The organism is Streptomyces yatensis (genome assembly GCF_018069625.1).
Classification (GTDB): Bacteria; Actinomycetota; Actinomycetes; order Streptomycetales; family Streptomycetaceae; genus Streptomyces; species Streptomyces yatensis.
Genome location: NZ_CP072941.1, coordinates 9,227,239 through 9,239,726, shown reverse-complemented (window position 1 = coordinate 9,239,726; position 12,488 = coordinate 9,227,239). Strand labels below are relative to the sequence as shown.

The following is a 12,488-nucleotide window of genomic DNA, read 5'->3' as shown; positions in this document are numbered from 1 at the left end:
GGGCCGGGGTGGGCGGACGTCAAGGCTTCCGGTGCGAACCGGAATGCGGACGGGGGCGCCGAGGTTATGACGGCATGAGCGATTCATCCCGTCATGGCGCTCTGTCTCCGGCCGAGCGCGCGTCCATCCGTGAACAGCTGGTGGCCGAGCAGGTCGGCACCAGGGAGCAGATCGCGGCCCTGAACCGCGAATTCGAGGGGATCGTCGCGTCGAACGCCCTGGTGGCGGTCGATGACGAGCACGACCCCGAGGGGTCGAGCACCGCCTTCGAGCGGGCCCATGTCGCCGCCTTGCTGGCCCAGGCACGCGATCATCTGACCGCCCTGGACGAGGCGCTGCGGCGGCTGGACCGCGACGACTACGGACTGTGCGCGGTGTGCGGCGAGCCGATCCCGGCGGAGCGCCTGGAGGTACGCCCGGCGGCGGACACCTGCGTACGCTGCGCTACCGCCCGGCCCCGCTGACCGGCGCGACGCCGAGCGGCTCCGGCCTGCAGAGGGCCGGCTTCGTGGGTGGCCCGCCCCGGCCGATGGCTCAGACCACGGACGCGCGGTACGCCGAAGGATGTATGGGCGGTTTCATCAGTGGCTACGACCTTCGTGGCGATGTGGGACGTGAGGATGGCGGAAGTCACCCCGCCTTCCGGAGGACCTCCCCATGACCGAGCCGCACACCGGTACGCCCGCCCCCTCGACCGCCGCCGCCCTGCTCCGGGCGCTGACCGGTGGTCTGGTGATGGCCACGGCACTCGGCGTCGGCACGGCCCTGGGTCCGGTCGCCGCCGACGCCCTCGGGCTCACCGGCTTCGCGGCCCGGGTGCTCCCGGGCGCGCTGGTCACCGCGCTGGCCGTGCCACTCGTACTCCTCCTCCTACGCCGGGGGCGCCGGTCCCCGGCGTGGCTCGGGTTCGGCGGGGCGGGCGCGAGCCTGCGTGCGCTGCTGACCGGAGTGGGGGTGACGGCGGCCGCGGCCGCCGTCGTCCTCGGCGCGGGCACCGCCGCGGGCATGCTGCGCTGGTCGCGTATCGAGCCCGCCGCCCTCGCCGGGTTCCTCCTCTCGAACGGGGTGGTCGCCCTCCTGCTCGAAGCCCTGCCGGAGGAGACGACCCTGCGCGGCTACGCCTGGACCTCATTGCGCACCCGGTTCGGCGCTGCCGTGTCGGCCCTCGGTACGACGGCGGTGTTCCTGCTGGTGCCGGGGGCCTCGACGGTGGTCGGGGCCGCGACCGCGCAGCTGGCCGACGGCGATCCGGAACCGATCGGGTTCGCCCCGGACGGGCAGAATCCCGCCGACTACCTGATCCTCCTGACCGTGTTCGGACTGACGCTCGTGGCGGCCCGGACGGCCGTGAGCCGGGCTCCGCTGTGGGCCGCCATCGGCACCCATCTGACCTTCCTGACCGTCAACCGGATCGTGCTGGAGGGCGACCGGCGCGGCGCGGGCTGGCACACCGAGCAGACGACACCGGACGCGGTGCTGCTCGTCCCCGCCTATCTGCTGCTGGCCACCGCCGGTTTCGCGGTGTGCCGACGGGCCGCGCGACGGCGTGGCGCCGAGCCTCCCCTGGCGGTGGCGGAGCGGCCCGAACACCCGGCGCCATACGCGTGACGCGTTGATCAGCGCTGACGGGATCTCTGTCAGGTAGCCGGCCAGCTGTCAGGTCGCGGTCCAGCTGTCGGGCCGCGACCCGTCGGTGTCGGTGAATCCGTACTCCCCGGCGAGCTCGGCGGAGCTCACCGACCGCTGGTTCCACCTGGCCCGGTCGGGGTCGGCGGCCAGCGCGGCGACGGCGCGGCCGACATAGCGCGGGGACTCGGAGGACGCGAAGCCTCCGGGAGCGGTCGGGCGGCCCTCGCCCCTGTCCGGCAGCAAGGCGTCACGCCAGTTGTCCTCGCCGACTCCGTAGGCGTCGAGCATCATCTCCGAGCGCAGCCAGCCCGGTGTGATGGCCACCGCCGTCGCCCCGTACGGCGCCAGTTCGTGGCCCTGGGAGAAGGCCAGCCGGTTCACCGCGGTCTTCACCAGGTCGTAGAAGACCGAGATGCGATACCGGTCGGCGTTGTACGCGGCGGTGCCGTCGGTCATCTCGACGAGCAGACCACCCGGCTTGCCGATCAGCAGCGGCAGCAGGTGGTGCGAGGTGATCAGGTGGGTGTCGAGACCGAGCCGGAGAATGCGCAGCCCGTCCTCCAGGCTGTGTTCCCAGATCGGGGTGTTCCAGTCGGCGGGCCCGCCCTTGAGCCGCTCGGCGCCCCAGATGTCGTTGACCAGGACGTCGATGCCGCCGTGATCGTGGCGGATGCGCCGGGCCAGCCGCCCGACCTGCGCGGAGTCGAGATGGTCGGTGCGGATGGCGATGCCGGTGCCACCGAGCCGCGTGACGAGCTCGGCCGTCTCCTCGATCGTCTCGGGCCGGTCGTAGTCCGACCCGCCCCTGCCCGACACGCTGCTGCGCCCGGTGCAGATGACGGTGGCGCCGGCCTCGCCCAGCGCGGCCGCGATCCCGCGCCCGGCGCCGCGGGTCGCCCCGGCGACGACGGCGACACGTCCACGCAGTGCCTCGTGATCGAGTGTCCGGCTCACCCGATGAGTGTCGCAGACCGAGGAGCGCACACACCGGACCGCGCGGCCGTGGCGGACCAACCGTGCTGGCCCGGCGAGTAGTTGTCTCCCCGATGCCATCGCCTGGCCGATACCCCGAAGCGCAGGCGCGTTTCGCCCGGTGAGACGATGCGGTCGCCCAATCTTCAACAATCGAAACGGAGGGCGAATGCATAAACGTCGTGGAATCGTGACCCCCCGCTGGAGAGTCGCGGCGGTCGCGTCCACGGTGGCCGTAGCGATCGCGGTTCCGGTGGCGATGGCCCAGGCTTCGGCCGAGCCGCCACCGGAGGTCAGCGCCCAGGGCGCCTACCTGCTCGACACCGGTTCCAACAAGGAGCTGATGGCCAAGGACGCCAACACCAAGCGTCCGATGGCGAGCACCACCAAGATCATGACTGCCCTCGTGGTGCTCGAGACCCGAGGTCTGGACCTCAACAAGCAGGTCACCGTCAAGCAGGAATACCGCGACTATGTCACCAAGGCGGGCGCCAGCACGGCGGACCTGCAGACCGGTGACAAGCTCACCGTCAACCAGTTGCTGTACGCGCTGATGCTGCCGTCCGGCTGTGACGCGGCGATGGCGCTGGCCGACACCTTCGGCACCGGCGACACCACCGCCGAGCGCACCAAGTCCTTCATCTCCAAGATGAACGCGAAGGCGAAGGACCTGGGGCTGGCCAACACCAACTACGACTCGTTCGACGGTGTCTCGGCCGACAGCGACAACTACTCGACGCCCCGTGACCTGGCGCAGCTGACCCGCCGCGCCATGGACAACGCCACGTTCGACACGGTCGTCAAGTCGGTGTCCACCAAGCAGGAGGCACCGGCGGCCAACGGTCACACTCGGTACTACTCCTGGGACAACACCAACCAGTTGCTGGGCTCGTACCAGGGCGCCATCGGCGTCAAGACCGGGACCACCACCCCCGCCGGACCCTGTCTGGTGTTCGCCGCCAAGCGCGGTGACAAGGAGGTCGTGGGAGTCGTGCTCAACGACGCGGACCGCTACCCGGACGCGAAGAAGATGCTCGACTGGACGTACGACACCACCACCGAGGTGAAGTGGCGCCAGCTTCCCAAGGGCGCCCAGCGGGACTGATCCACAAGCCCCGCGAAGGCGACAGCACGGTGCCCCGGCCGGACTCGTTCCGGCCGGGGCACCGGTGCGTGGGCACCCGCGCCCGCGGGTTTCGCCGCACCCTGGGGTTTCCCTGGAGTACGGGAGCGGACGCGGGGAAGGCGCTGGTCGGGAGAGCCGAGGGTCAGGGGCGGGCACCCCGAAGGGAAGGGGCGCCCGCCCCGGGGGCTCCTGCCGCGCCATGCCGGCTTTCCCCGGCCGCCCCGGACTCCGCGGCCACACTGGGGCTTCCGCGGCCGCCGCCAAGTTTCTGTACCGGCTCTCAAGCGCAACTCAGCGGCCCTTGAGGACAGTTGGGGTAGCCACCCGCCGTCCTCGAACGGAGTCGACCATGGCCTTCACCCTCGACCCTGAGCTCGCCGCGGTGCTGCAGGCCCTCGCCGAGCAGAGTGGCCCCACTCCCCCGCCCGCACGCGACGACTGGCGGACCCTGCGCGCCAGGGGCACGGCCTCGATGCGGTGGCTGGCCTCCCTGCTCCCGGCCTATCCTTCCGGCTTTCCCCTGGTGAAGGCTGACTCGCACAAGGTGCGGTCCGCGGACGGGGCGGAGATCCTCGTCCGCTGGTACGAGAAGGCCGACTCCGCGCCGGGTTCCGCGGTCGTCTACGCCCATGGCGGAGGGATGATCGCCGGCAGCGTCGACCTCTACGACTCCGTCGTCGCCGGATACGTCCAGGCCACCGGGGTGCCGTTCCTGTCCGTCGACTACCGCCTGGCCCCCGACGCGGCCACCGGCACCGGACCCGTCGAGGACGTGTTCGCCGCGCTGACCTGGTTGGACGGCCAGGCGGCCGAGCTGGGGGTCGACCCCCGCCGCATCGCCGTCATGGGCGACAGCGCCGGGGGCGGGCTCGCCGCGGGCACCGCGATCCTCGCCCGGGACCGCGGAGTTCCCCTCGCTCGCCAGGTGCTGCTGTATCCGATGCTGGACGACCGCACTCTCACCCCGGATCCACGGCTGACCCCGTATGTCGCCTGGACCTGGGACGACAACTGGACCGGCTGGCACGCCCTGCTGGGCACCGCCTTCGGCACCGACGCGGTCCCGCCGGAGGCGGCGCCCGCGCGCGTCGCCACCGTCGCGGGCCTGGCACCCGCCTATGTCGAGGTCGGAGAGCTCGACATCTTCCGCGCCGAGGCCGTCACCTACACACAGCGGCTCGCCGAGGCCGATGTCTCCACCGAACTGCATGTCCACAGCGGGGCCATCCACGAGTACGACCGCCTCGCCCCCGCTTCCCGGCTCGCCCGCCGGGCCATGGAGGACCGCAGGCGGGTGATCTCCGCGCTCTGAGAGCCCGTCATGAGCCGGAGCGGGGATCCGGCACCGCTCGCCCGCCTGCGTCGATGGCGTCGGTCCGCCGGGCCGCGGCGCTCTCGCGCAGCGAGCCGATGAACGCCCCGGCGGCAGGGGTGAGGGCATGGTCGGCCATCCGCACAAGCAGGATCCGGCGCACCGGCGCGGGCGGCCGCAGAGGCAGTACGCTGACGCCCGGGCGAATGCCCTCCAGGGCAAGGGTCGGTGCCAGCGCCACGCCCAGACCGGCGGCCACCATGGCCTGCGCCTCCTGGTAGTCGTGCGCCGCGTAGGCGATCTGTGGTTCGAAGCCGACCGCCCGGCAACTGCGGACCAGGGCCTCCGCCACCGGGTGGCGGTCGGCACGGGTGATCCATGGATCGCCGGTGAGATCGGCGAGGGTGGCGTCGGTACGGGAGGCCAGCGGGTGGCGATCGCCGACCAGGAGGGCCGGCGGATCGTCCAGGAGCGGGGTGATGTCGACATCCTCGCGGTCGATGCGGCACCAGTCATAGTCCCACATCAGCGACATCTCGATCTCCCGGTTCTCGAGCATCGACCACAGGCCCGCGATGCGGGCGCTGCGCACGCTCAGCCGTACGTCGGGATGGGTGTCGCGGAAGGCGATGACCGCGGGCGGCAGCAGCGAGGCGCCGACGGTGGGGAAGGTGCCGATGCGCAGGGTGCCCGCCCGGAGCCCCGCGAAGTCGGCGAGCTCACTCTCCGCGGCCTTCAGCTCGCGGGCGATCCGCTCCCCCCGGTCGGCCAGGGCACGCCCGGCGTCGGTGAGGGTGACACCCCGTGCGTGGCGCTCCAGCAGCGGCTGGCCCGCCTCCGTCTCCAGTCGGCTGATCTGCTGCGACACCGCTGACGGCGTGTAGTTCAGGGCGCGGGCGGTGGCCGTCACCGAACCGCGCCGGGCCACCTCGGCGAAGAGCAGCATGCGCCGGACGTCCAGCACGGCATCGCCTCCAGCGTTCAGTCCTGCTTAATACCCCTGCAGATTTTCGAGATTGTACTTCACGCTGCGGTAACACACCGTAGATGCCACCGCCCACGGATGAGCTGTCGGCGGGGTGTCTGTTCCATGTCCATGGGGAGCCGGTTGTGTTGCGTCTGCAGGGCGAGATGATCCGCGGGGGAACCAGCAAGTGCTGGATCTTCGACCACCACGATGTGGTGGCCACCGGAGTGGACGCCGACACCCTGCTGCTCGCCGCCTTCAACGCGGCCGACCCCCGCCAGATCGACGGGGTGGGCGGCGCCTCCTCCACCACCTCCAAGGCCGCGATCGTCCGGACTTCGGCCGAAGCGGGCGTGGATGTCACCTACGCCTTCGCGCAGGTCGGCATCGGCGACGAGCGGGTGGAGTGGACCAGCAACTGCGGCAACTGCGCTACCGCGGTCGCGCTGTACGCCGTCCACCGCGGTCTGGTGCCGATCACCTCGGACACCACCACGGTCCGCATGCTCAACGTGAACACCGGGGCCCGTCTCACCGGCGCCATCCCCACCCCCGGCCTGACCGCGCCCGACGAGGGCACCGCCGCGGTGCCCGGCACCGACGCGCTCGGGGTGCCGGTCCTGCTGGGGTTCCAGGACCCCGCGGGTTCGACCACTGGCCGTGCGCTGCCCACCGGCCGCCCCCTGGACACCCTGACCGGACCGGACGGCCCCGTCGAAGCCTCGCTCGTCGACGCCGGCGCTCCCGCCGCGCTCTTCGACGCCAAGGCGTTCGGCCTCGACGGCTCCGCGTCCCTGACCGCGTTCGCCACCGTGGTGCCCGCGCTCACCGTGCTGCGCCGCCGGGCGGCGCTCGCGATGGGGCTGGTCCGCGAGGACGCCCCGGTCAGTCACGCGGTGCCCAAGGTCGGTGTCGTCGGCGACCCCGTAACATATCGCACCACTCACGGCCGTCCGGTCACTCAGGACCAGTACGACGTGGCCGTGCGCATGGTCTCCATGCACGCCGCGCATCCGGCGATCGGCCTCACCTCCGCCGTCGCCCTGGCGACGGCCGCCGCGACCCCCGGCACCCTCGCCCACCGCGTCACCCGGCAGACCGCCGACGGCACGCTGCGCCTGGGCACCCCCGCGGGCGTCATCACCGCCCGAGCCGTCCCCGCACCGGACGGCGCGTCCCCCACGGTGCTCCTGCACCGCGCCGCCCGGCGCATCGCCCGAGCCGAACTCCTCGTTCCCGTCCCGGAAGGACGCCCCGTATGAGCCGCAACGTCGCCGCCCCGGGCACCGTCGCCGCGCCCGACCGGCGCGGCCGCATCCGCCTGCTGCTGTCCCGCCTCTATGTCCAGTGCCTGCTCGCGGTCCTCGCAGGGGTCGTCGTCGGTTCGCTGTGGCCCTCCTTCGGAGCCGATCTGAAACCGCTGGGAGACGGTTTCGTCGCGGTGGTGAAGATGATGATCGCGCCGATCATCTTCTGTACGGTCGTCCATGGCATCGCCTCCATGAGCGACCGCCGGACGGTCGGCCGGGTGAGCCTCAAGGCCCTGGTCTACTTCGAGATCCTGACCACCATCGCTCTGGTCATCGGCCTGGTCGTGGTCAACGTCGTCCGGCCCGGCAGCGGACTGCACGTCGATGTCTCCACCCTGAGCAGCGACAGCCTCCCGGCGGAGGCGACCCAGGCCCATGAGAGCTTCGCGGACTTCGTTCTCAGCACCATCCCGGACACCCTCGTCAGCGCGCTGACGGGCGGCGAGATCCTGCCGGTGCTGCTCGTGGCGGTCCTGTTCGGCTTCGGTCTGCAGGCCAGTGGCGAGCCCGGGGCGAGCATCGCCACGAGCATCGAGAAGCTTTCCACGGTGCTGTTCCGGCTCATCCGCTGGATCATGCGGTTGGCCCCCATCGGCGCCTTCGGCTCCATGGCCTTCACCATCGGCAACTACGGCCTGGGCACCCTGCGCCATCTGGCCCTGCTGGTCGGCTCGTTCTGGCTGACCGCCCTCTTCTTCGTCCTGGTGGTCCTCGGCACGGTCATGCGCCTGGGCGGCCTGCGTCTGCTGCCGTTCCTCCGCTACATCAAGGAGGAGCTGCTGATCGTGCTCGGCACCTCGTCCACCGAACCGGTGCTGCCGCGCATGATGGCCAAGCTGGAGCACGCGGGCGCCTCGAAGCCGGTCGTGGGCATCACGCTTCCCGCCGGATACTCCTTCAACCTCGACGGGACCGCCATCTACCTCACCATGGGGTCGGTCTTCCTCGCCCAGGCCGTGGGGGTGGACCTCAGCCTCACCCAGCAGCTGACCATGCTCGCCGTCATGCTGCTCACCTCCAAGGGCGCGGCGGGGGTGACCGGTTCGGGGTTCGTCGCCCTGGCCGCCACGCTCAGCGCCGTCCCCCATGTCCCCGTGGCAGCCCTCGCGCTGATCTTCGGCATCGACCGCTTCATGTCCGAGGCGCGGGCCCTGACCAGCCTGGTCGGCAATGGTGTCGCCACCTTGGCCGTGGCTCGCTGGGAGGGGCAGCTGGACGAGGCCCGGGCCCGGGCGGTGCTCCGTGGTGACCTGCCCTTCAACCCCGACGACACGGCCGCCACCGACCTCGTTCCCAAGGAGCCGGCGGGACCGTCCCGCGAACCCGTACCCGCCATCGGCTGACCCCGCCGCCACGTGGCGATCCGCCCGGGCCGGAAGCATCCGCTTCGGCCCGGGCGTGTGCTCGTCGACCCGCCACCTTCCCTTGCACGCGGGTAACACCAGCAGTGCCGGATGTGCAATTGCCGTTCATCGATGAGGTTGCCTACCGTCGAGGCGCAGACGGCGAAGCGCGCGCCAAGCCTCCCCTCTCTTCACCACTCGCGGGAGCACCTCATGTCCACTTCCACCGGCACCACCCCCGACACCGGCCTCGACGCCACCTTGCTCAACCGGGTCACCGAAGCCGTGCGCACCGCCGGCGAACTGCTGCGGAAGCGTCACACCCCCCAGGCCCGCGGGGTGTCCCTCGACGAGATCGTCACGGAGATCCACGCCAATGACGACGCCGTACTCGACGTCCTGAAGGCGCCACTGATGGCCGCGAGGCCCGGCGCGCACTGGGCCGAGGACGAGTTGGAAGGCGGTGCGCTGCCTCCGGGCGAGTGGTGGATCGTCGACCCGGCCGAGGGCAATATCAACCATGTGCACGGCATGGACGACTGGGCCGTGACCGCCACCCTCGTCCGCGACAACCACCCGGTCCTCACCGTCGTCCACCTTCCGCTGACCGGCGACTGGTACACCGCGGTGGCCGGTCACGGCGCCCAGCTGAACGGGGCGCCGCTGCGGGTGTCGGCCAAGACGGACCTGGGTGCGGCCCTGGTCGGCACGGGTCAGGCCCGGCCCGGGGAGGACGAGCGCACGTTCCATCGGATCGGCGCCTCGGTCACCCAGATGCTGATCCACGGCCTGGTCGTCCGGGTCTCGGTGCCCGCCACCCTGCAGCTGATCCAGGTCGCCGCCGGCCGTATGGACGCGTTCTGGCAGTTCTCCGATGTGCGCTCGGGTCTGGTGGCCGGGGCCCTGCTGGTCGCCGAGGCCGGGGGCACGGTCACCGACACTCAGGGCGATCCATGGGACCTGACCGGCCGTGACTTCCTGGCCACCGCCCCCGGTATCCACGCCGCGGCCGTCGCCGTCCTGTCGCCCCGCGCCTGACGACCCGCACCCGGCAGGTCACGTGTCAGGCATCGCCTGACCCCCGCGCCCGGCAGGTCACTTGTTACGCACCGTCTGACCACCCGCGCCCGGCAGGTCCTGCCGCGCACCGTCTGACCACCCGCACTCTCGCAAGGAGCACACCCGCATGACCAGCATCGGCATCCTCGGCACCGGACGCGTCGGAGGCGGTCTCGCCCACGCCCTCGCCACCGCCGGCCACCAGATCACCCTCGGCCACCGGCAGCCGCCCCAGGAGGCCACCGACGAGACCAACACCGCCATACCGGCGATCCACCGCGCCGACCAGCGCACCACCGCCGCCACCACCGACATCGTCATCAACGCCACCCCGGGTGACACCGCCCTGGAACGCCTCTCCGCCCTGCACACCGAGTTGGCGGGCAAGATCCTCATCGATGTCTCCAACGCCACCCGGCACACCTCCGACGGGCTTCCCTCCGACCTGTGCTACCCCGGCGGCAGCCTGGCCGAGCGGCTTCAGCGGGCGCTGCCCGCGACCCGGGTGGTCAAGACCCTCAACACCATGCTCTTCCCGGTCATGACCGCCCCCGCCGTGCTGTCCACCCCGCCCACCGCCTACCTCTCCGGGGACGACGCGGACGCCAAGGCCCTCACCGCGGACCTCCTCGCCGACCTCGGCTGGAAGCCCGAGTGGATCGAGGACCTCGGCGACATCAGCACCGCCCGCGCGACCGAAGCCCTCGTCCTGCTCGTGCCCCATGTGCTGCGCCGCCACGGACTCCGGCCGTTCGCCGTCTCCCTGGCCCGCTGAACCTCCGCGCACCATCCGCAGAACCTCAAGCCAACATCGTTCGTCTTCTCCTTCGAACAGCCGCCGGACGAAGGACGCGCATGACAGGCAGAGACGGGGAGACGACGGGGAGTCCCACCACGGGGTCGGCCGACCCGGGCGGGCAGCGCAAGGGGCGCCGCCCGCTGCGGATCGCTCTGCTGGTCGTGGTGTCGTTCCTGGTGCTGCTCGGCGGCGGGGTGGGCTGGGTCTACTTCAAGCTGAACGGCAACATCACCACCTTCGGGGCGGACGGTCTCTCGGACGATCGGCCCGAGGGCAATGCCGCCGGCCAGAACGTGCTGGTCATCGGATCGGACACCCGGTCGGGCGAGAACAGCAAGCTGGGCGGCGGCACCGGAGACGTGGGCCGTTCGGACACCGCCCTCCTGCTGCATGTCTACTCCGATGGCAAGCACGCCGTGGGGGTGTCGATACCCCGCGACACCCTGGTCGACATCCCGCCGTGCCGGCTGCCCGACGGCAAATGGACCAGAACGCAGCGGAACACCATGTTCAACTCGGCGTTCTCCGTGGGCGAGACCGCGCAGGGCAACCCGGCCTGCACGCAGAACACCGTCGAGAAGCTGACCGGGCTGCGCATGGACCACACCATGGTCATCGACTTCGAGGGCTTCGCGCGGATGACCTCCGCGGTCGGCGGGGTGCGGGTGTGTGTGCCCCAGGACGTCTATGAACGCGATCTGAGCCCCAATCGCGGGACCCGCGGCAAGCGCATCTTCAGCAAGGGGGTGCAGACGGTCTCCGGACAGAAGGCGCTGGACTACGTCCGCATCCGCCACGGCATCGGCGACGGCTCCGACATCGGGCGCATACAGCGGCAGCAGGCGTTCATCTCCAGCCTGCTCAAGAAGGTGAAGGGCCAGGGGTTCGACCCGACCACGCTGTATCCGCTGGCGGACGCGGCCACCAAGTCCATGACCGTGGACCCCGGGCTCGGGTCGGCCAAGAAGCTGATGTCCTTCGCCATGTCGCTGAAGGACATCGATCTGCACAACACCAAGTTCCTCACCATCCCCTGGCGCTACCAGGGCGAACGCGTGGCCATCGTCCAGCCCGACGCCGATGCGCTGTGGGCCGACATCAGGGCCGACCGCACCATCGACGGGAAGGCGGCCGGTGGGAAGAAGGACGGGCAGCGGGCCTCCGCCACTCCGAACGGCACCCCGAGCGCCACGTCCACCGTGGCGGGCGCGGGCATCAGCGTCACCGTGTACAACGGCACCACCACCCCGGGGCTCGCCGCACGCGCCGCGGACACCCTCAGGACACATGGCTTCACCGTGGCCGGCGCCACGAACGCCGACAGCCAGGACCACGCCACCACCGTGATCGGCTACGGCCCGGGCGAGCGGGACAAGGCCCGGACCGTGGCCCGGCTCTTCCCCGGCGCCGGACTGCGGCCCGCCACCACCGCGGGCATCAGCCTCACTCTGGGACAGACCTACCTCACCGCGCCCTCTCCCGGCGCCTCCACGTCCTCCACACCGTCCGCGCTGCCCTCGAAGGTGGCCGAGGACGCCCGCTCCGCCGACGACGACCCCTGTTCCAATCTGTCCTACGGCTGACCGGCGTTCTTCACGCACTGTTCAGGCATGGCGCCCGCTCCCCCGGGCATCCGGAGATCAAGCCGCTCACCCCGGCACGGCACAACCGCACCAGAGCACATCGAAGGGGACGACAACGTGGGCATCGTGAGCTGGATCATCCTCGGCCTGCTGGCCGGAGTCATCGCCAAGATCCTTCTCCCCGGGCGTGACCCGGGCGGGCTGGTCGGCACCACGATCATCGGCATCGCGGGGGCCTTCGTGGGCGGCTGGATCTCCGCGCAGTTCTTCGACCGGGAGGTGCAGAAGGAGTTCTTCGACCCCGCCACCTGGGGCGCGGCGATCGGCGGCGCGTTCGTTCTCCTCGTGCTGTATCGCCTGCTGTTCGGCAATTCACGGAACTGACGGC

12 protein-coding genes are annotated in these 12,488 nt (G+C 71.2%); 10 read left to right on the top strand and 2 right to left on the bottom strand.

Translation table 11 applies throughout. The features are described 5' to 3' along the window. The first annotated feature begins 74 nt into the window (after positions 1-74). Together J8403_RS38825 and J8403_RS38820 are read left to right on the top strand one after the other, a co-directional pair. On the top strand, positions 75-464 hold the full coding sequence (locus J8403_RS38825) for a TraR/DksA family transcriptional regulator (RefSeq protein WP_211127275.1): 390 nt from the start codon (positions 75-77) through the stop codon (positions 462-464). Positions 465-657: 193 nt separating this feature from the next. Then, complete coding sequence (locus tag J8403_RS38820) at positions 658-1,608, top strand: CPBP family glutamic-type intramembrane protease (RefSeq protein WP_211127274.1); 951 nt, start codon at positions 658-660, stop codon at positions 1,606-1,608. Positions 1,609-1,656: 48 nt separating this feature from the next. Here the strand turns inward: J8403_RS38820 and J8403_RS38815 are convergent, their stop codons facing one another. Beyond that, positions 1,657-2,583 (bottom strand): SDR family oxidoreductase, encoded by a 927-nt coding sequence (locus J8403_RS38815; RefSeq protein ID WP_211127273.1) that lies wholly within the window; start codon positions 2,581-2,583, stop codon positions 1,657-1,659. A gap of 187 nt (positions 2,584-2,770) precedes the next feature. Between J8403_RS38815 and J8403_RS38810 the strand changes: the two genes are divergently transcribed. Further along, positions 2,771-3,706: a D-alanyl-D-alanine carboxypeptidase family protein gene (locus J8403_RS38810; protein ID WP_211127272.1), complete on the top strand. Its 936-nt coding sequence runs from the start codon at positions 2,771-2,773 to the stop codon at positions 3,704-3,706. A 370-nt stretch (positions 3,707-4,076) separates the two neighbouring features. Then, a complete protein-coding gene (locus tag J8403_RS38805) occupies positions 4,077-5,039 on the top strand; it encodes an alpha/beta hydrolase fold domain-containing protein (protein WP_211127271.1) in 963 nt (320 codons plus the stop codon). 7 nt (positions 5,040-5,046) lie between these two features. Here J8403_RS38805 and J8403_RS38800 read toward each other — a convergent pair whose 3' ends face one another. After that, complete coding sequence (locus J8403_RS38800; RefSeq protein WP_211127270.1) at positions 5,047-6,003, bottom strand: LysR family transcriptional regulator; 957 nt, start codon at positions 6,001-6,003, stop codon at positions 5,047-5,049. Positions 6,004-6,149: 146 nt separating this feature from the next. Between J8403_RS38800 and J8403_RS38795 the strand changes: the two genes are divergently transcribed. The 6 genes from J8403_RS38795 (at position 6,150) to J8403_RS38770 (ending at position 12,484) form a co-directional block, all read left to right on the top strand. After that, the gene (locus J8403_RS38795; protein ID WP_211128649.1) at positions 6,150-7,268 is read left to right on the top strand and encodes a PrpF domain-containing protein; all 1,119 of its coding nucleotides are present in this window, start codon (positions 6,150-6,152) and stop codon (positions 7,266-7,268) included. Beyond that, positions 7,265-8,659 (top strand): C4-dicarboxylate transporter DctA, encoded by a 1,395-nt coding sequence (dctA, locus tag J8403_RS38790; protein ID WP_211127269.1) that lies wholly within the window; start codon positions 7,265-7,267, stop codon positions 8,657-8,659. Before J8403_RS38795 ends, dctA begins: the two co-directional genes overlap by 4 nt. A gap of 213 nt (positions 8,660-8,872) precedes the next feature. Next, a complete protein-coding gene (locus J8403_RS38785; protein ID WP_211127268.1) occupies positions 8,873-9,697 on the top strand; it encodes an inositol monophosphatase family protein in 825 nt (274 codons plus the stop codon). A gap of 148 nt (positions 9,698-9,845) precedes the next feature. Continuing rightward, entirely contained in the window at positions 9,846-10,493 is a 648-nt protein-coding gene (locus tag J8403_RS38780) for an NADPH-dependent F420 reductase (RefSeq protein ID WP_211127267.1), read from the top strand. An 80-nt stretch (positions 10,494-10,573) separates the two neighbouring features. Then, entirely contained in the window at positions 10,574-12,100 is a 1,527-nt protein-coding gene (locus J8403_RS38775) for an LCP family protein (protein WP_246586194.1), read from the top strand. Between the two features lie 117 nt (positions 12,101-12,217). Then, positions 12,218-12,484: a GlsB/YeaQ/YmgE family stress response membrane protein gene (locus tag J8403_RS38770; RefSeq protein ID WP_211127266.1), complete on the top strand. Its 267-nt coding sequence runs from the start codon at positions 12,218-12,220 to the stop codon at positions 12,482-12,484. Positions 12,485-12,488 lie beyond the last annotated feature (4 nt).